18 protein-coding genes are annotated in these 19,720 nt (G+C 54.8%); 12 read left to right on the forward strand and 6 right to left on the reverse strand.

Annotated elements, in window-relative coordinates; all coding sequences use genetic code 11:
- Positions 1-484: 484 nt before the first annotated feature.
- Both K3729_05640 and K3729_05645 read right to left on the reverse strand, forming a co-directional pair.
- Positions 485-1,519, reverse strand: a complete 1,035-nt coding sequence (locus K3729_05640; GenBank protein ID UWR00255.1) for an alpha/beta hydrolase — start codon at positions 1,517-1,519, stop codon at positions 485-487.
- Between the two features lie 118 nt (positions 1,520-1,637).
- Positions 1,638-2,843 carry an AraC family transcriptional regulator gene (locus K3729_05645; GenBank protein ID UWR00256.1) on the reverse strand — a complete coding sequence of 402 codons (1,206 nt, stop codon included), beginning with the start codon at positions 2,841-2,843 and terminating at the stop codon, positions 1,638-1,640.
- Positions 2,844-2,988: 145 nt separating this feature from the next.
- On the opposite strand from K3729_05645, the gene K3729_05650 reads away from it, so the two are divergent.
- On the forward strand, positions 2,989-3,711 hold the full coding sequence (locus K3729_05650) for a MipA/OmpV family protein (protein ID UWR00257.1): 723 nt from the start codon (positions 2,989-2,991) through the stop codon (positions 3,709-3,711).
- Between the two features lie 103 nt (positions 3,712-3,814).
- Here K3729_05650 and K3729_05655 read toward each other — a convergent pair whose 3' ends face one another.
- Together K3729_05655 and K3729_05660 are read right to left on the reverse strand one after the other, a co-directional pair.
- Entirely contained in the window at positions 3,815-5,053 is a 1,239-nt protein-coding gene (locus tag K3729_05655; protein UWR00258.1) for an L-rhamnose isomerase, read from the reverse strand.
- A gap of 26 nt (positions 5,054-5,079) precedes the next feature.
- Positions 5,080-7,182: a bifunctional rhamnulose-1-phosphate aldolase/short-chain dehydrogenase gene (locus tag K3729_05660; protein ID UWR00259.1), complete on the reverse strand. Its 2,103-nt coding sequence runs from the start codon at positions 7,180-7,182 to the stop codon at positions 5,080-5,082.
- Positions 7,183-7,368: 186 nt separating this feature from the next.
- Here K3729_05660 and K3729_05665 point away from each other — a divergent pair, with 186 nt between their 5' ends.
- The 8 genes from K3729_05665 (at position 7,369) to K3729_05700 (ending at position 15,067) form a co-directional block, all read left to right on the forward strand.
- Entirely contained in the window at positions 7,369-8,172 is an 804-nt protein-coding gene (locus tag K3729_05665; protein UWR00260.1) for a DeoR/GlpR family DNA-binding transcription regulator, read from the forward strand.
- A 34-nt stretch (positions 8,173-8,206) separates the two neighbouring features.
- Complete coding sequence (gene rhaS / locus K3729_05670; protein ID UWR00261.1) at positions 8,207-9,202, forward strand: rhamnose ABC transporter substrate-binding protein; 996 nt, start codon at positions 8,207-8,209, stop codon at positions 9,200-9,202.
- 73 nt (positions 9,203-9,275) lie between these two features.
- Positions 9,276-10,814, forward strand: a complete 1,539-nt coding sequence (locus K3729_05675; protein ID UWR00262.1) for a sugar ABC transporter ATP-binding protein — start codon at positions 9,276-9,278, stop codon at positions 10,812-10,814.
- The gene (locus K3729_05680; GenBank protein ID UWR00263.1) at positions 10,811-11,791 is read left to right on the forward strand and encodes an ABC transporter permease; all 981 of its coding nucleotides are present in this window, start codon (positions 10,811-10,813) and stop codon (positions 11,789-11,791) included. Before K3729_05675 ends, K3729_05680 begins: the two co-directional genes overlap by 4 nt.
- Positions 11,788-12,789 (forward strand): ABC transporter permease, encoded by a 1,002-nt coding sequence (locus K3729_05685; protein UWR00264.1) that lies wholly within the window; start codon positions 11,788-11,790, stop codon positions 12,787-12,789. The genes K3729_05680 and K3729_05685 overlap by 4 nt, the downstream gene beginning before the upstream one ends.
- Complete coding sequence (locus K3729_05690) at positions 12,786-13,103, forward strand: L-rhamnose mutarotase (protein ID UWR00265.1); 318 nt, start codon at positions 12,786-12,788, stop codon at positions 13,101-13,103. The genes K3729_05685 and K3729_05690 overlap by 4 nt, the downstream gene beginning before the upstream one ends.
- Complete coding sequence (locus K3729_05695; GenBank protein UWR00266.1) at positions 13,100-14,491, forward strand: FGGY-family carbohydrate kinase; 1,392 nt, start codon at positions 13,100-13,102, stop codon at positions 14,489-14,491. Before K3729_05690 ends, K3729_05695 begins: the two co-directional genes overlap by 4 nt.
- A gap of 357 nt (positions 14,492-14,848) precedes the next feature.
- A complete protein-coding gene (locus K3729_05700; GenBank protein UWR00267.1) occupies positions 14,849-15,067 on the forward strand; it encodes a hypothetical protein in 219 nt (72 codons plus the stop codon).
- Positions 15,068-15,393: 326 nt separating this feature from the next.
- Here K3729_05700 and K3729_05705 read toward each other — a convergent pair whose 3' ends face one another.
- The gene (locus K3729_05705; GenBank protein UWR00268.1) at positions 15,394-16,575 is read right to left on the reverse strand and encodes an MFS transporter; all 1,182 of its coding nucleotides are present in this window, start codon (positions 16,573-16,575) and stop codon (positions 15,394-15,396) included.
- 84 nt (positions 16,576-16,659) lie between these two features.
- Here K3729_05705 and K3729_05710 point away from each other — a divergent pair, with 84 nt between their 5' ends.
- Positions 16,660-17,556: a LysR family transcriptional regulator gene (locus K3729_05710; GenBank protein UWR00269.1), complete on the forward strand. Its 897-nt coding sequence runs from the start codon at positions 16,660-16,662 to the stop codon at positions 17,554-17,556.
- A gap of 270 nt (positions 17,557-17,826) precedes the next feature.
- Here K3729_05710 and K3729_05715 read toward each other — a convergent pair whose 3' ends face one another.
- Positions 17,827-18,357 (reverse strand): hypothetical protein, encoded by a 531-nt coding sequence (locus K3729_05715; GenBank protein ID UWR00270.1) that lies wholly within the window; start codon positions 18,355-18,357, stop codon positions 17,827-17,829.
- 350 nt (positions 18,358-18,707) lie between these two features.
- Here K3729_05715 and K3729_05720 point away from each other — a divergent pair, with 350 nt between their 5' ends.
- A complete protein-coding gene (locus tag K3729_05720) occupies positions 18,708-19,007 on the forward strand; it encodes a helix-turn-helix domain-containing protein (protein ID UWR00271.1) in 300 nt (99 codons plus the stop codon).
- Positions 19,008-19,201: 194 nt separating this feature from the next.
- Positions 19,202-19,717: a Tn7 transposase TnsA N-terminal domain-containing protein gene (locus K3729_05725; protein UWR00272.1), complete on the forward strand. Its 516-nt coding sequence runs from the start codon at positions 19,202-19,204 to the stop codon at positions 19,715-19,717.
- Positions 19,718-19,720: the final 3 nt, after the last annotated feature.

A 19,720-nucleotide genomic window follows, 5' to 3' on the forward strand; every position in this document is an offset into this window, starting at 1 on the left:
AAGAGGGTGAGGCGCATGATATAGTTTGGCATTTATGGCATCCAATTGGGTTTAGGGGTGCGACAGGCCATGTGGTGACCCGTCACGTGCTTGCGTGAGTGGTAGGACGTTGGTTTCAGCTGCATCCATTTTGGCGAAAGGCGCGATTGAGCGCGTCAAGCTCTTGCGTGGCCGCGACATGTGTCAAATCACCTGCAAGCGATTCAAGACCGCTTGTAATCTCATCTGCGGTGGATTCGGCTGCCAACATGTCAACTGTACCTGCAATACTATCAACCGTGGCGGTGGCCCTGATTTGGGTGCTTTACCGATGTTGCGGGCCAATTCTGTGCAACTCATTTTGGCCACAGGTACTGTTTCTGATGCGCAGGCTGTAAGCAAAAAGGCTGTGGCGGTGAGGACGAAAAGTTTCATAAGGTTTCCATGTTTAGGGTCTGTGGCGCATAGCCGAAGTGATTGGTGTGTGTCGTAGATGGGGGGGACGCTAGTTTGCCGCGATCCATGCGCTGATTTTGGCCATGACGCTGACTGATATGGTTGTGTCGATTTTCGCGTACTCCGACGGCAATCCCGTTGCGGAGGGTTGAAACAGATGGTTCACCCCTGGGACCACATGCACTTCCGAGCGCGGGTGGCGTAAGGCCGCGCGCATTAGGGGGGCCTCTGTTTCGGCGGAGACTTGCAGATCGTTTTCGCCGAACAATGCCAACACCGGATTGGTCAACGCGCGGAGCGCCGCCACAGGGTCATGCCGCGCATAGCTGACGCCCCACCGCGTTGCGAATTGGTCCAGAAAATCGTTGCGGGCTGCACGCCGCAGACCTTGGCCTTTCAGATAATCATCGAGATCGCCGCGTATTTTTGCCAACGGTGCGTCTTGCGCCAAGATGGCGGAGCCTTCTCTGTATTGCCGTGCGGCAAGCGCGATCAGATCCGGGTCCGCGCCCTCTGCGCGTAACAGGTCAGTTGTTTGTGTGACCAAGACTTCGGGCAATAGAGGCCGCGCAGCACCGGCCAAAAATACCATGAATGCTGGATCGGTCTGCTGAGCAGCAACAGGCGCGATATAGCCGCCTTCAGAACTGCCGATATAGCCAATAGCATTGGTGTCGATCTCAGCGCGCGCAGCTAAGTAGCGGAACGCACTTGCCGCGTCATCGGCAAAATCATTCAGGTCGGCGGTGTCGTAATCACCCGGGCTTTCCCCAAATCCACGGTCATCATAACGTAACACCGCAAAACCTGCCCGCGTCAGATGATCGGACAACACCAAAAACGGCTTGTGTCCGGCCAATGCTTCGTTGCGATCTTGCGGCCCGGACCCCGATATCAACACAACGGCCTTAAACGGTCCACCAACGTGCGGCATCGTCAGTTCGCCTGCCAAGGTCGCACCAGACCCGCCCGCAAATTGTACAGTTTCGATCTTATAGCGTCTGTCATCCGGATCTTGTGGGCGTTTCGATAAGCCGGCAAGCCCCGTACAAGCCGACAGCACCAAGGCGAACCCGAGGGTCAATTTGCTCGTCCGCAGACGGGGCGCAGAAATTTGGGGCGGCAGCGCAGTTAGCCTATGCCAGAATATTGTGAAGGATCGGCGGGCGTTCATCTGTGTTCTCCTGATCATCGTAATGAGATCAGGTGTGACGCACCACACTGTCTACGTCGTCCATCCCCTCACGGACGGACATTGTTTTCCGATATTGAGACGGTGTTTGCCCCGTCACGCGTTTGAAGGCGTTGTAAAATGACGACCGGGCATTAAAGCCAACGTCGTAGGTGATGGACAACACGGTTTGATCCGTTGTCGCGAGTAACTTCATCGCCTCAGCAACGCGGTAGCCGTTGACGAAATCAAAGAAGCTTTCACCGATGATTTCATTCAAGGTTTGGGAGATGTAATTGGGTGAGCCACCGGTATGACGGGCCAATGCCCAGAGCGACAGGTTGGGATCGCGGTGCAGATGGTCGACTTCCATTGCGGCGCGCAATTTGCGCGCGATACGGGCTGAAGCTTCCGTACTCAGAGCTGAATTTTCGTATTTGGGTGAACTGGTGGATGCCGGGCCGACAGCGTCTTCACCAACGTCCGGCACCAAGGGCGGGCGTTGCCGTAGCCCCCATAGCGTTGTGGCCGCAAACAATGCTAACCCAAATAAACTGAGCATCGCCATTGGGACAAACGCCCAATTGGGGTTAATGGCAGCAGCCAAAATCAGCGATTGCGCGACCCAGAACAAGCCCCCGAGTCCACCAATCACATAAATCCAACGCAGTTCATGTTGTTCAGTACTCGCATAGACATCCCGCAGCTTGCGTTTGTACTGCACAAGGCGCCGCACGATCAGATAGAGATAGAACGCCAACTGCGGATAAAGCGCGACTTGAAGGACCGCAATCGATGCGAGGACTGCCAATGCCCATCCTTCGGTCGGTAGACTAGTCTCGGAGAAGAAAGATGCGCGTGTCTCGTCAGGACTGATTATTAGCGCGGCACCTACTACAGCGCCGAGCACCGGAAGGATTAAGTGGCGTCCGAGTGATTTAGGCCACCTTTGCGCATTGGACGTCAGGGTATAGACATAAATCCACAGCGTAGGTGCCAAGCACAATGCGCTACATAGCCAAAGTGCCAGGCTGACGGATTGCACAAAACTGCCCTGCATCATGTCCAACATCCGCGATAGGGCGTCTGGTACGTTGTTGCAGGCCACACAAGCCAGGAAAGCCGCAAAACTACGGTTCACATGACGGTAGTGCGTTTGCATCAAGCTAAATGCGACACCAAAAAGGGCAATTGCAATCGTAGCGGTACTAATCAGTTCGACAAGAATTTGGTTCATTCCGCAACCTGTCCCAAACAATGCTCAGATGCCAGACTGCTCAGGCTCAAAATCCCTGCCAAACTGTCCGCCCCTGTTGATATGGACGACGTGGAACACGGTTTTGCCGATTGAAAGACATCACATTTCAATCAAGGAAAACTTCATGTGTAAAAGACTTCTCGCGTTGGCATTCATGTGTGCGGGCACAAGCGCATCGGCGGACGGGCCGTGGACAATCGGCGTTTTCGCTATGGGTGCGACAGATGTTTATCTAGGTGATGATCAGGAAGTCGGCTTTGCCCCGATCATTAGCTACGATACTGACAGGCTGCATATCGGCGTCGACGGTCTGTCCTATCAGGTCTACGACTACGGGCTTGGGCAATTGGATGTCGTTCTTGGATATCGTGGCGCGCCCGCCTTTCCCGACAAAAATCCGCGTTTCGTCGGGCTCAAAAGAGACGATGCAGTCGAGGCCGGGATCAGCACGCAGCTCGCGTTTGGAAACGCCTACGTCGGTCTGAGCACATTGACAGATATCACTGACGCCCATGGCGGGACTGAGGCCGATGTGACCCTCGGTTACACGACGTTAGTTGGCGATGTGCAATTTGATGCGTCTGTCGGAGCGAGATACCGCACAGCCAAACTGAACCAATTTCTTTATGGTGTAAGTGACGCAGAAGCGACCACAAACCGGCGTGCATATAAGGCCAACGATACCACCACTGCTTTCGTCGACATTACAATCGGCTACGCAGTCACCGACGCTATCACAGCGGTCGCCCAAATCGGATATGAAGATATCGGGGAGAATATCGATAGCCCGTTAACTAGTAAATCATCCGCATTGGGTGTGGGCTTAGGACTGGTGTGGAGTTTCTAGATTAAAAGCAGGTTGTGCCTGAATAAGGGCACAACCACACTTGGTTTTGTCCGCACAAGATAGGTTTGAATACCACCTATTTTCGCGGTTGCGGCGCGATTTGTTAACCGCGACTTTCTACGCTCGATTGATACTGAGCGAGGGCCGAGATGAGCGTTTTGCCCTCTGCGACGCCCATCCGATCACAGAACTCCGCCCAAACCGCGCCGAATGGCAGGTCTTTGACTTCTTCAGTCACCACGAGACGAGAAGTATAATCCAGGGCGTTCTCGGCTGTTTTCAACTGCTCCCACGGTGCTAATAGCGCGCGCAGCAATGCCTTTTGCATGTTACGTGTGCCAATCACCCAAGCTGCCGTCCGGCTAATGGTCGCGTCAAAGAAATCGAGACCGATGTGTGTGCGATCCAAAAGATCGGCACTCACCAGCTCCTGCGCCATTTGTATGATCGAGTCGTCCAGCAGGATTACATGGTCACTGTCCCAACGCATCGGGCGGCTGACGTGCAGTAGGATTTCATCCACCGACAGGGCAACAGAGCTGAGCTTGTCAGCAACGTTTTCAGTCGGGTGGAAATGCCCCATGTCGAGGCACAACAGGGTTTCGTTACGGATCGCGTAACCCATGTAAAATTCATGGCTACCGACTGTGCAGGCCTCAACGCCGATGCCGAATAGCTTGCTTTCCACCGCATCCAGCATCTGCGCCTTGTCGTGCGGCGTGGCCATCATCGCGTTCAGTGACTGGTCCAACCGTTTGCGTGGTGCATAGCGATCTACGGGCGTGTCTTTATATCCATCCGGAACCCAGACGTTATTGACGACAGGCGACCCAAGCGCCGCGCCCATCTGAGCCGCGATATCGCGGGACCGTTTGCCATGCTCGATCCAGAAATCGCGGATTCCTTGATCCGGATGGCTGAGTGTTAAATTATCATCAGCCTTGGCGTGGCCAAAGAATGTCGGGTTGAAGTCAAGGCCGAGGCCCTGATCTTTAGCCCAGTCTACCCATGGCGCAAAGTGACTGAATTCAATCTCGTCGCGATCAGGGTTCTGGTCTGTGTCCAGATAGCATGCGTGCAAATTCAGCCGGTGGTTGCCGGGTATCATGCTGTATGAAAATTCCAGATCGGCCCGCAGTTCGTCTGGGGTGCGGGCGCGTCCGGGGTGGTTGCCCGTTGCCTGAATGCCGCCTCCCGAACTGCCGGTCTTCTTTTCAAAGCCAACGACATCATCGCCTTGCCAGCAATGCATCGAAATCGGAATCTCTGCGAGTTTTGCAAGGGCTGCTTCTGTGTCGACGCCCCAATCGGCAAAGGCGGCTTTCGCGCTTTCATAGTTCATGGTGATCCTCCCTGAACCGTCCACGCTTAGCGCGTGAACGCCTCTTTGTTGCCGGCATCAACGTTGATGATGTTGCCTGTGGATTTTGCCGATAAATCAGAGGCAAGGAAATAAGCGGCCTCTGCAATGTCTTCGGGCAGCACAGACCGTTTCAGCATGGACCGCTCGCGGTACATTTCCTCAAGTCCGTCTTTATCGGTACCGTATGTGCCCGCACGTTGATCCAGCCATTCACCTTGCCAGATTTTGGAGCCTTTCAGCACGGCATCAGGGTTCACGACATTGACGCGTACACCCAATGGTGCGCCTTCGAGCGCGAGACAACGGGCTAGGTGAATTTCGCTCGCCTTGGCAGTGCAATAGGCAGAAGCGTTTGGCGATGCGGCGAGGCCGTTCTTAGAGGCCACAAAGACGACCGACCCGCCCATGTCCTGCACTTTGAACAGTTTGAACGCTTCGCGGCTCACAAGGAAATAACCGGTCGACAGAATCGCCATGTTCTTGTTCCACAGGTCAAGAGAGGTGTCTTCGATCGGGGCAGAGCTCGCGATGCCGGCGTTTGACACGAGGATATCAACGCCACCAAATTCAGCGGCGATGGCGTTGTAGGCGTTGGCAACTGCTGCTTCGTCGGTCACGTTCATGTTCACGGTACGCACCACGTCCGCTGAGTATTTCCCGCTCAGCCCAACAAAGGTTTCAGTCAAGGCTGCGTCGTCGATGTCCGCCAGCATCACGCAAGCGCCCTCGCGTAGATACCGTTCGGCGGTCGCAGCTCCAATGCCGCCTGCACCACCAGTGACCAGTGCCACACGGCCAGCCATTGATTTCGGCGCTGGCATGCGCTGCAACTTAGCCTCTTCCAGAAGCCAGTATTCGATATCAAATGCCTCCTGTTCAGGCAGCCCTTGATATTCGGAAACAGCATCCGCACCGCGCATCACGTTGATTGCGTTAACGTAGAATTCGCCAGAGATCCGCGCTGTCGCCTTATCCTTGGCGAATGTGATCATGCCGACGCCCGGGATCAGATAGACCACCGCGTTAGGGTCGCGGATTGCAGGGCTGTCGTCCCTTTTGCAGCGGTCATAATAGGCCTGATAGCCAACGCGGTATTCGGCGATTGCGGCCTCAAGTCCGGCAATCGTGGCGTCAACATCCGGCTTGGCGGGGTCGAAATCCACAACGAGCGGGCAGATTTTTGTGCGCAGGAAATGGTCGGGGCAGGACGTGCCTAAGGCGGCCAAACGTTCCATATCCTTGGCATTGACGAATTCAAGCACCGCATCGCTGTCAGTGAAATGCCCGACCATATGCTGTTGACCGGACACGTACCCGCGAATGGCAGGCATCAGCCGTGCGGCTGCAGTTCGGCGTTCATCTGCGGACAGGCTTTTATGCACAGCACCGCCAAAAGCGTCCTTGCCTGCGGTTTCGGTAGCGAACCAATCCATCGCTTTCTGAATGATCTCAAGCGTCAGCTCGTAGCAGTCTTTCGCGTCATCTGCCCATGTGAACAGGCCGTGGCTTTCCAGTACAACACCTTTGGCATCGGGGTTCTTTTCGCAGAAATCCGAAAGCCAAAGACCCAATTCATATCCCGGCTTTTTCCACGGCAACCAACCGATTGTGTCGCCAAAAATCTGTTGCGTTAGGGCCTTGCTGTCTTTGGCTGCCGCAATCGCAATGATTGCGTCAGGGTGCATGTGGTCAACGTGTTTATTTGGAACATAAGCGTGCAGCGGCGTATCAATAGATGCGGCGCGCGGGTTCAGGTTAAAGGTGCAATGGGGCAGGTAGCCAACCATCTCGTCTTCGAATTCGACGCCACGATAAATGCCGCGCAGTGCGTTCAGTTTGTCCATATAAAGGGTCGAAAACCCGTCCATCTTGATCGATCCGACATCGCCACCGGACCCTTTGACCCACAAGACCTCTACCATATCGCCGGACAGCGGATCCTTTTGCATGACCTTTGCAGATGTATTGCCACCACCATAATTGGTGATTCGTTTGTCTGACCCCAACAAGTTTGAACGATAAAGGAGCTTCTCTGGTTCGCTCATGCTTTCGGCGTTGGCCGCATCCCATTTGTTTTCAAGGCGTTGATTCGGTTTCGAAGCGGTCATGTGTCTCTCCGTGGAGGGCAGGTTAAGGTCAATTTGTTAGCAGCAAGCTGACGGGCGGCAAATATAAAGTCAATCACTTTCAATCACATTCAATCATGCTGCGGCGCAGAATGATTGAAGTTGAAAATAAATGATTGACATAACGCCGCAATGTAATCCAGTTTGGCCCAACGAAAGGACCACCCAATGCACGAGAACGACCGCCACCGCGTTATCCTCTCCGCCGTTCAAGACCGCTCACTTGTTACAGTGATCGACCTGTGTTCGCTGACCGGCGCATCCGAGGCAACGATACGCCGCGATATCAATACGCTGGACGAACAAAAACGTCTGCGTCGTGTGCGGGGTGGGGCCGAGGCCTTAACATCAAAACCATTTGTCGGATTGGCCGGTCGCCCTTTTTCGGTAAACGAAACGCTGAACATCGCCGAAAAACAGGCAATTGCAGCCGCGGCTGTCGAACTGTGCGATGACGGTGAACCCATTATCATCAACGGCGGGACAACGACCTTTCAAATGGTGCATCCGCTGGCGTCGCGTCGCATGCAGGTTTTTACCAACTCTTTTCCCATCGCCGAACATTTGCTTAAGAACACAACAAATACGGTGATGCTGTCTGGCGGAATCATTTACCGCGAACAAAACATCATTCTGTCCCCTTTCGATAACGACGTGACCCGTAATTTTTATGCGAAACGCATGTTCATGGGCGCGCAGGGCATCGGCCCACTGGGACTGATGGAACAAGATCCGCTCCTTATTCAGGCGGAACACAAGCTGATCGGGCAAGCCGAAGAACTGATCGTTCTGGTGGACAGCTCCAAATTCGAAAACCGCTCAAGCCTCGTGCTTTGCCCGCTTGAACGTATCGACACAATCATCACCGACGAAGGCATCGATGACCGCACCGCGGCCATGCTTGAGGCGGCAGATGTAACGCTGATCGTGGTGCCCATTGGTGCCGCGCAGAAAGACGGGATGGCATCCTAGCCAGCTCAATCACAACCACTCCAGGGAGGAAACCATGAGTGTACTCAAGAAATTAGCAACATCTGTTGCATTGGCCGGCGCGATGTTCGGCTCACCTGCATTGGCACAGGATGATGTGCGCATTGCATTGGTCGTCAAAGCGCTCGGCATTGGGTTCTTTGAAGCCGCCAATGAGGGTGCACAAGAAGCTGCTGAAGAACTGGGCAACGTCGAGATCATCTACACAGGTCCGACAGACACCACCGCTGAAGGCCAGATCGAAGTTATCAACGCACTGATTGCGCAAAATGTTGACGCAATTGCGATCTCTTCGAACGATACAGATGCATTGGTACCCGCCCTGAAACGCGCCATGCAGCGCGGCATCACCGTGATCAGCTGGGATTCCGGTGTGGCACCAGAGGGTCGCCAACTGCACCTGAACCCGTCGTCTAACCCGCTGATCGGGAACATGATCATCAAACTGGCCGCGGATCACCTTCCTGATGGCGGCGAGGTCGCTCTGCTGTCTGCCACAACGACCTCCACCAACCAGAACATCTGGATGGAAGAGATGAACAAGGTGATGGGCGACTATCCGGGCATCGAAGTTGTTGCCACCGTTTACGGCGACGATCTCGCTGATAAATCCTACCGCGAGGCTACAGGCCTGATGCAGTCCTATCCGGATCTGGATGCGATCATTGCGCCAACATCCGTAGGTATCGTGGCCGCTGCTCAGGCGGTCGTGGACGCGGGCAAAGTCGGTGAAGTCAACGTAACGGGCCTTGGACTACCATCCGAGATGGCGGGTGCGATCGAATCCGGTGCATCCCAATCATTCGCAATCTGGAACCCGATCGATTTGGGCTACTCCGCGACGATGCTCGCTTATGAACTGAGCCAGAACGGTGCTGAAGCTGCCCCCGGTGCGGAAATCCCGATGGGTCGCATGGGGTCGTTGACGCTGGACGAAAACAACGAAGGCGCGATGGCTGATCCGTTTGTTTACGACGCCAGCAACATCGACGATTTCAAGTCGATCTTCTAAACACCCATATTGTTCCGGCGCAGGATTTGCGCCGGAACAGACACCTATCCCCCCGACAAAACGAGGCCACCCAATGACGACGCAGACCGCGCCCGCCAACTCGTCCGCTGTTGTTTCGATGGACATGATCACAAAGACTTTTCCTGGCGTGAAGGCACTCGATCAGGTCAAGCTGGATCTTTATCCTGGGCAAGTGACTGCGTTGGTTGGGGAAAACGGTGCCGGCAAATCGACGACCGTCAAGATTCTGACGGGCATTTATCGCACTGACGGTGGTACGATCCGCATTGATGGCGACCCCGTTACCTTCGCTTCGCCCAATGACGCGGCCAAGGCAGGGATCACCGCGATCCACCAAGAAACGGTACTATTCGATGAATTGTCCGTGGCCGAAAATATCTACATCGGCCACGCCCCGCGTAACCGTTTCGGGTTAATCGACACGGCGCGGATGCATCGCAATGCGGCTGACCTATTGGCTGAAATCGGTGCGCCGTTCAGTAGTCACACCCAACTTCGCGACCTTGGAATTGCCAACAAACACTTGGTGGCAATTGCCCGCGCACTTTCCGTAGATGCCCGTGTCGTGATCATGGACGAACCAACAGCAGCGCTATCCCACAAAGAGATCGAAGAACTTTACGAACTGGTCGAAACCCTCAAGGCGCAGGGTAAAGCGATCTTGTTCATCAGCCACAAGTTTGACGAGATATTCCGTATCGCCGACCGATATACCGTGTTTCGCGATGGAGGATTCGTAGGTGACGGATTAATTGCCGACATCACTGAGGGTGATCTTGTGACCATGATGGTCGGACGGTCTGTGGATCAGATTTTTCCGGACCGCGACCACGATGTGGGCGACGAAGTCCTCAAAGTCGTTGGATATTCCCATCCGACCGAATTTGCCGATATCAATTTCGACCTGAAACGTGGGGAAATCCTCGGGTTTTACGGCTTAGTTGGCGCGGGCAGGTCCGAATTTATGCAAGCACTGTTCGGGATCACAAAACCGTCCAAAGGTGCGTGCCGCGTGAATGGCGATATCAAGGTGATCCGTTCCCCCGCGGAGGCCGTTGAAAATGGGATCGTCTATGTGCCCGAAGATCGCGGCAAACAGGGCGCGGTGATCGGGTTGCCTATTTTCCAGAATATAACACTGCCGTCTCTTGGGCGTACGTCTCGGAATGGTTTTCTGCAACTTGCCGAAGAATTCAAACTGGCCCGTGAATACGCCGAGCGGCTAGACCTGCGCGCAGCGTCATTAGACCAAGACATTGGTAACCTTTCGGGCGGTAACCAGCAGAAGGTCGTGATCGCCAAATGGCTGGCGACGCAACCGCAGGTCATTATTCTGGATGAGCCCACCAAAGGCATCGACATCGGATCAAAGGCTGCGGTGCATGAATTTATGGCCGAGCTGGCCGCTCAAGGCCTGTCCGTCATCATGGTCAGTTCCGAAATCCCTGAGGTGATCGGCATGTCCGACCGGGTCATTGTCATGCGTGACGGGTTGATCGCGTCGGAATTGACCGGTGACGAGGTGACACCTGAAACATTGGTGCGCCACGCGGCGGGCATTACAACACAAACAGAAAGCGTTGCACCATGATGCGTTTCATTCCTGTGCGCGAAGCCATCCTTGGCAGCGCGATCCTGATCTTGATTGTCCTCGTGGCATCCCGTTTCGCGGGCTTCGTCGCGCCGGCCAATCTGGCAAATGTCTTCAACGATACCGCACCGTTAATCATCCTAGCACTAGGACAAATGGTGGTGATCCTGACCCGCTGTATTGATCTGTCAGTGGCCGCGAACCTCGCCCTGACGGGCATGGCCGTCGCGATGATTAACGTCGTTATGCCCGGCCTTCCGATCCCCGTTATCATTGCAATCGCGGTTCTTATGGGTGCGGTCATGGGGGCGGTGAACGGTGTGCTTGTATGGAAACTGTCGATCCCGCCAATCGTTGTGACGCTTGGCACCATGACGATATTCCGTGGGATTATCTTTCTGATTTCCGACGGCAAGTGGGTCAATTCCCATGAAATGAGCCCCGATTTTACAGGCTTCCCGCGCGCTGTTCTGTTGGGCCTGCCGGTTTTGTCGTGGATCGCAATTATGACTGTCATTGTCTTTGGCATCATGATGGCGCGCACCCAATTCGGGCGGTCCGTCTTCGCTGTGGGCGGCAACCCCCACGCAGCTGTCTACACAGGGATCGATGTCGGCAAGACGCAGTTTTGGGCCTTCGTCGTCTCAGGCGCGCTGGCAGGTTTGACTGGGTATTTGTGGGTCGCGAGATATGCGGTGGCCTATGTGGATATCGCTGGCGGTTTCGAGCTCGAAGTCGTGGCGGCCTGTGTGATTGGCGGGATTTCCATCGCCGGTGGCATCGGGTCCGTCGGCGGGGCCGTGCTGGGCGCGATCTTCCTTGGGGTGGTCAAGAATGCCTTGCCTGTCGTCAACATTTCACCGTTCTGGCAGCTTGCCATATCCGGCTCGGCGATCCTGATTGCAGTCGCATTCAATGCGCGGTCTGGCCGCACCAAAGGCCGCATTATCCTTAAATCCGCAGAGGTCACCCAATGACGGACACAACCATCACCCGCCATATCCCGGATCGGCTAAACGGCCGTGCCGTGCGTGTTTTCAAAAGCTGGGAAGCGCTTTTGCTCGCCGTTGCTATCGCGATCTTTGTGGTGAACAGCTTTGCGTCGCCGTATTTTCTCAGCGCATGGAACCTCAGCGACGCAACCTTTAACTTCACCGAAAAGGCGATGATCGCCTTCGCAATGGCGTTGCTGATCATCTCTGGTGAGATCGACCTGTCGGTCGCGTCGATTATTGCGCTGGCAAGTACCGCTATGGGGTTGGCTATGCAATACGGCGCAGGAACACCCGAACTGGTTGCAATCGGTCTGGCGGTCGGGCTGCTGTGCGGCGCGTTCAACGGGTTTTTCGTGACCATACTCGGCTTGCCGTCCATCGTTGTGACTATCGGCACGATGAGCCTGTTTCGGGGCATCAGTTTTATCATCCTCGGGGACGGGTCATTCAGTGGCTATCCGTCCAGCTTTTCGTGGTTCGGGCAGGGGTATATCTACTGGGTCTTCACGGTGGAAATGTTGCTGTTCGTCATCATCGCCGCGATTTATGCCGTGCTGCTGCACAAAACAAATTTTGGCCGCGCTGTCTATGCGATCGGCAACAACCCGACCGGTGCATTGTTTAGCGGCATCCGTGTGCAACGGGTCAAATTTATCCTGTTCCTGCTAACGGGGCTTATGTCGGGGATCGCGGCGGTCTGCTTGACGTCCCGACTTGGGTCGACGCGGCCCAGCATTGCAACGGGAATGGAGCTTGAGGTCGTGACAATGGTTGTCCTCGGCGGCGTCAATATTCTTGGTGGGTCCGGCACGATCCCGGGCGTGGTCATCGCAGCCTTCGTGATGGGACTGGTCACCTTCGGGTTGGGCCTGTTGAATGTGCCTGGCATCGTGATGTCGATCTTCATCGGCTTGTTGCTGATCGGGGTCATTGCCTTGCCGCGTCTCTGGGCGATGGCTGCCGCACGGCGCAAATCATGACCGCGCGTTACGTTTTTCGCATGCGTCTGAACGATGGCATGGCCGATGAATACAAACGTCGTCATGATGCGATCTGGCCCGAGCTTGTCGATTTGCTACACGGTGCTGGCGTCAGCGATTATTCGATCCATCTGGACGAGAGCACCAACCATCTGATCGGTGTTCTCACCCGCACCGCCGATCACGGCATGGACGATTTGCCAAATCACCCCGTGATGCAAAAATGGTGGGCCTATATGGGGGACATCATGGAAACGAACGCGGATCGCTCGCCAAGTGCCGTAGCGCTTACACCGCTGTTTCATATGCCATGAAAAGACCGCAACACATCGCCGTCATTGATATCGGCAAAACAAACGCAAAGCTCGCCTTGGTCGATCTAGGTTCATTGACCGAGATTGCCGTGGTCACGCGTCCCAATGTCGTGCTGGCAGGTCCGCCTTGGCCCCATTACGATGTCGATGGACATTGGGCATTCTTGCTGGATGCTCTGGCGACGTTCCATCACGATCACCGCGTGGACGCAATTTCCATCACCACCCACGGTGCCTGTGCTGCATTGCTATCGGCTGACGGAACGCTCGCTGCTCCGATCCTTGACTATGAACATGAATACCCTGCGGAAGTAGTCGCAGCCTATAAGATCATTAAACCCGATTTTGCAGAGACCGGATCGCCAGACATGATCGGTGGCCTGAACATCGGTGCGCAGTTGCACTATCAGTTCACAACCGATCCGACCCTCAAGAATCGGACGGAGCAGATCGTCACCTATCCGCAATTTTGGGGTCACCGCCTGACTGGTGTTGGCGCGACAGATGTCACCTCTCTCGGCTGTCATACGGACCTGTGGAATCCCCATACGGCCACATTTTCCGACCTCCCTGCGACCCTTGGAATCCGCGATAAGATCGCGCCGGTACGTTACCCTAGCGATATACTCGGCCCAATACTGCCGCACATTGCAAAGGCCACGGGGCTTAATCCAAACACACCAGTTTGCGTCGGCATCCACGATTCCAATGCATCGCTATACCCCCATATCATTTCGCGCGATGAACCAGCGTCAGTTATTTCGACGGGGACGTGGGTGATCGCGATGTCGTTGACAGGCGACGCTGCGTCGGCAATTCCGCCACTTGATCCGGCCCGGGATACCCTGGTTAACGTCAACGCACGCGGGCAAGCCGTTCCGAGTGCGCGGTTCATGGGGGGACGCGAATATGAGATCATTCAGAATGGTCACGCATACGCGGTAACTGAGCAAGACGTCGCAAATGTTCTCGACCGATCTTTGATGCTTTTGCCATCAATCGAATCCGGTACAGGTCCGTTCCAAGGCATTGCAATGCAGTGGCAAGGTCAGGAACCCGCCTTTGGATCGGGAGAACGCGCCGTTGCCGTGTCGTTTTACCTCGCCCTGATGGCAGGGACTTGTCTGGACTTGATCAATGGGGCAGGCCCTACGGTCGTCGAAGGGCCCTTCGCACGCAATGCAGAATTTGTAGCGATGCTGGGAAGCATCACAGGCAGGCCCGTCGTCGCAAGCGAAACTGCAACGGGCACAAGTATCGGCGCGGCCTTGCTCTTCAATCAGGATAAATCATGGCCGATGCCTGTCGATGCGGGAATTTCTAACGTTGGAGAGAGGTTTTCGACGTACATAGATCGCTGGAAGACGTCGGTTCGATCTCGAAATTAACTTCCTACGACGACATGGAATAACGGTTGTGTTGCGATCCCGTCCTCTCGGTACTTCACCATTTGCGTTCTGAAGTGGTCATCATTGCTGAATATAGAGTTCAAGTAAGTCGGCAAAGCAAACAAGTGGCGGCCACTCCGCTTCTATTAACTATGAGGCTTGGCAAAATGTGTCCGATCAGCCCCTAGGTTGGCGTTTGATGGCAACGTCGACAATACGGGGGGCAACCGAAGCATTTTAGCACCATGGTGGGCGGCAAGAGTAGGCGCGAACCACACAAATACCCCAAGTTGTAGTCCAAGGGTGTTCGTCTTATGTTCTATCCGAGTGCCCGTCGCCGGAGAGGTTGAAAACAGCATGAGAGCAAGCTTAAGAAATAAGGCCGTTGCAGTCTGCAATGAAAAGATCGCCAAAAAGGGAGAGGCGGTAGGTCTCTCTTTCTATGCGTTTTTTGCCAACAAGAATGATGACCCGGCCTTACTAATGGAAGCCGCCGAATGGTGGATCAAAACGCACGAACTGGACCACTTTGAAAAAGCGGTAAAAATTCGAGATCTAATCATCTCAGATATTTGATCTGACGCGACTTTGACCGCGAACTGTGAATGCGCCACCCTCTTGTTGCCGCGAGTTGCTCGTTCCAAGGATCGCACCGCAGAATAGGGATCCTTGGGGCAATGTCTGATGAGGGCTGTTCGCAAGGCTCTAATAATTCGGGCGGTCAGCGGCAACTCTTTACATGTGAAACCATGCGCAGCCCTTAAAGCGAAAGATGCCATGGCAGGGTGGTCCCGAAAACAAAGCGCAGTGGCCGATAGTATGAATTAATCCACTCCAATGCGAGTGTTTCCGCTTTCACTTCCTGCCCCGCCGCATCGAAGACACGGCGGGGCAGTCGATGGTTATTCGGCAGCGACGGTTTGAGGCGCTGCCCCGTTCAGGCGGCCAGAAAGGCGCACCAAAACGATCCCGACAACCACCACTCCGGCGGCGATGTAGGGCGCTGCGGCAAGGCCGATCCCCTCGACCACGAGACCACCGGCCCATGCACCCCCGGCGATGCCGAGGTTGAACGCACCGATGTTCAGGCCAGATGCTACGTCAACAGCACCGGGCGAAACTTCGCGCGCAATTTGCACGACGTAAGACTGCAGCGGCGGCACGTTAGCGAAGGCAAAGCCGCCCCAGAATGCCGCGACCGCGATGGCTGCAATAGGGCTGGTAAGGAACGCACCAAGTGCAACCAGTGATATCGCAAGGCCCGCAAAGATCACGGTCAGGGAAGGCACTGCACCGATACGGTCAGCCAGTTTGCCTCCCGCTATGTTCCCTACGGCAACAGATGCACCGTAAAGCAGCAACACCAGACTAACCGCGCCTGCGGACAGGCCTGTGACTTCGTTCAGCATCGGCGCAAGGAAGGTAAAGGCGATGAAGTTACCGCCATAGCCGACAGCCGTGATCAGATAGACCAGCAACAGACGCGGTGAGGTCAGCACCTGCAGCTGCGCCTTGATCCCTGCCGACGCGTTTTTGGTCAGATTGGCGGGCACCAGAATGGCAGACGCGACAAAACCAATCAGACCAAGTGCTACAACGCCAAGGAAGGTCGACTGCCAGCCGAAGTTCTGGCCGATGAACGTCCCCAATGGCACACCCGTTACCAATGCGACGGTCAAACCAAGGAACACGAGCGCAATGGCCGAGCTTTCCTTTTCAGGTTCCACAAGATCCGTGGCGATGGTCGAGGCAATGGCAAAGAATACGCCGTGCGCCAGACCGGTTATAAAGCGGGCCGCGACAAGGCTGCCGTAATCCGGCGCAAAGGCGGCATAGCCATTGCCGAGGATGAACAGCGCCAACAGGAGCAGTAACAGTGTCTTGCGCGGCACACGGTCGGCCATGGCGGTTAGCACGGGCGCGCCGATGGTCACGCCAAGGGCATAGAGGCTGACCAGCAGACCGGCAGAAGGAATAGAAACGCCAAGATCGGCGGCGATGGTGGGAAGCAGGCCGACGATAACGAACTCTGTCGTTCCGACGGCGAAAGCGCTGATGGTCAGCGCCCAAAGGGCAAGGGGCATCGGTTATCTCCAATAAATTTGATGTCGACGCCACATATGCCTGTCGCTATCTGTTGCGAGAACAGACAAGTTTGGAATAGATCATTGCAGAAACTGCATGAATTGCTGCGCATGGGGGATTTGGCTGCCTTTGTCGGGATCGTGGATGACGGCGGCTTTGCTGAATCCGCGCGGCGCAGGGGCGTGTCTGCCTCGACCCTCAGCCGATCAATCACGCGACTGGAAGAGCAATTGAAGGTTACGTTGCTCAGGCGCACGACGCGGTCTATCGAGATCACCCCCGAAGGGGCAGCCGTTCTGGCCCAGGCGCGCGAGATTTTGGACCGCAGCGAAGCCCTGCAAGAAATCGCGACCAGCGGGCAGGCTCCCGCCGGCCCTCTGCGTGTAAATGCGCCGGTTCCTTATGTCCTGCATATTCTTGCCCCGCGACTGGCCGAGTTCCACGCAAAATACCCGGACATTCAGCTGTCGATCGATATGACGGATACGCTGGTGGATCTGATCGGAAGCCACGCAGATGTTGCCATCAGACTGGGTCAGCTGCCGGACAGCGACATGTTGCACCGGCCTTTGGGGCGCACCGCTTGGAAATTGGTGGCTGCGCCGGAGTATCTCGATTGCAAAGGCTGGCCTGAAACACCCGCTGACCTCGCACGGCTGGAACAAGTGCGCTTCGCGGCACCCGATCATATCAACACATTGCGTTTTACAGGACTAGCCGAGCCAGTAACGGTGCCTACCGCCCTGACTTCGGGCAACGGAGAGGCCGTCCGCCAGTTGGTATTAGGCGGTCTGGGCATCGCCCGCTTCTCCGATTTTATGATCGCAGACGATATACGCGCAGGGCGCTTGGTTGAGCTGTTCGCCGGACAGCTTTCAGCGGACCCGCTGAATATCTCAGCGCTCTACCTCACCCGCGTCTCGGGCCTGCGCCGGTTGGGTGTTTTTCTGGATTGGTTGGGGACCGTTGCTCGATGTTAAGTCAAGCGTGCGCCTTTCATCACGTATAACGCGTCCGAGCAAAGCGTGGCCTCCAAAAGGAGGCCCTACCAAGCATATATGGACATATTTTTGGATGTCGGCTTTCTGGAAGCTGCACTGCAGCAGCGCGCCGCCATGTGAACGGCTTGTAAGGGCCGAAAAGACCCTTTTTTCCGTCTGGTGTCGCGTTGCGCCACTGTAGGTGTTGCTGATTAGGTCGGGAAAGTAAGTTGGAATTGGTCACATGTAATACTTACGACATTTCTCTTTTCAAAGGTCTCTCTTGTTGTCGCTAAGCCCTTCTAAACTGGCTGGCAAATGTCGTCGCACTGTCTTGGTACTAACACCGAGCCGATCTGCCGTTTTTCCCAAGTCGGATCCTTCTTCACGATAGACCTCGAGCAAGGCGGTTTGTGTAAGGCATAACTTGCCGTTACGATCAACGATCTCGACGCCAGATTGCCGTAGCCATTTCCTTATCTTTTCGTGCCCCACTCCGTGCAGGGCGGCCAATTTGTTTGTACTTGGAATTGCTTCATATTGATCGCTTAACATTTTTCCGAAATCAAAACCTGCAAGCATGCAGTGTTTGATTACGCGAGACCCTGTCATCCCACCCAAAAGCCCACCAACAAATACCGCAGAGCGCTCGATCTCCATATTATAAGCAATAATGATAGACGGCCATGCTACATCGTGCACCTGAGTTTCTACCCCGCTGAGGTAATCTGGTTCCCTTCCGAAAAACTCGTGAAACATTCTAATCGAACAGCCCAACATCAATTCATCAGGGATGGTCAAGGATGCCCGTCCACGGCGCGTCCGATTCCCCATCCTGAAGATCATGACGTCTCGAAGGTCGGGTCGTTTCACCATGTAGATTCGTTCCTTCAGAGACAGGGTAAGAAGCCATCTCCGAATTTCACAAATATATGTGACAAAAATCCAGTACTTTCGAGTGCGAACCGGAGAACAGGGACATATGCGCTCAAAATTCAATTCGAACGTACCCGATCGGGTAACGATTTTTCAGATTCAAGCGCAAATGTCCTTAATGCATTGAATTATATTAATTTATTGACCTTCGTTTCACTCAGTCTTACGAATTGACCCCATTGTATCGCCAAAGCCATTGAGGAGCTCAGAGTTAGTTGGACTTGCTTACCGAACTTAAACAGCAATTCGACGCTACCAAGCACCTGGATCAGCTTCGATTGGAGCGCCACGAATTTATCAAAGCCCAACTTCGCATTAGGCAAACCAGCCTTGCCGAGACGGGGCGTTTGTTGGGCATAAAGACCGGAACGATGTCCGCTATCTCGCAAGGCATTGGTAAATCCGAGCGCGTTCAGCGAAAGCTTGCGGAAATCTTGGATATCCCGCCGTCTACATTGTGGCCTGAACGCTTCGAAAAACAAAACGAGGAGAAAACCAATGACCTAGAAAAGTAAAAACCTCCGAAAGCGCGTGCGCTTTAGAAGGTCTTTGGGTGTAGTAGATTGGACTCCCTACACCTCTTTCATTCCACAGAATCCGGAACCGGTCAAGCGCGCAGATGCTTTCTGCGTGGCGGTTCCGTTCATCCAATTTTTGAAGGAGAGCCATGACGTGGTCAGGGGTGAGCCCGGCTGCGCATGCAAATGCTATGACAGACAACACAGAACCTCTTGAACCAAATTCATCCTTGAGCGGAGCAACCACGCCGCCACCACATTCGAAGCCAACGGACCTCCAGGCCGCGATACTGAACGATAACTTGGCCGTCTTGGATGACATCAGAGACCTGCCGCCGCTGCCCAGCCAAGCAACGCGCCGGATTGGGAAGCGTAAAAAAATCAGTTCCCGAGGCGGCGTCCTCGTACAATTGTCCAGTTGGAAAAGGCCGAGAGTTGTCTACTTTGAAAGCAAGCTGGAACAGCGTGTTCTGTTTGTGCTTCTGGCGCGGGGCGATGTCATCGATCTTTGGGAACAACCTCCTTTGGTCCGGTACTTTGATGACGAGGGGCAGCCAAAACACCACTTCATCGATTTTTACATCGTTCTTGAGTCCGGCAGGCGGATCGCGATCGTCGTCAAACCCGCCAAAATCGCGGCGCGCGCAAAGTTCATGCGGGAGTTGCAGAACATTCGCACGGCAATCCGAAAGAGTTTTTGCCGATGATCT

This window comes from Rhodobacteraceae bacterium S2214 (genome assembly GCA_025141675.1).
Lineage (GTDB): Bacteria > Pseudomonadota > Alphaproteobacteria > Rhodobacterales > Rhodobacteraceae > Yoonia.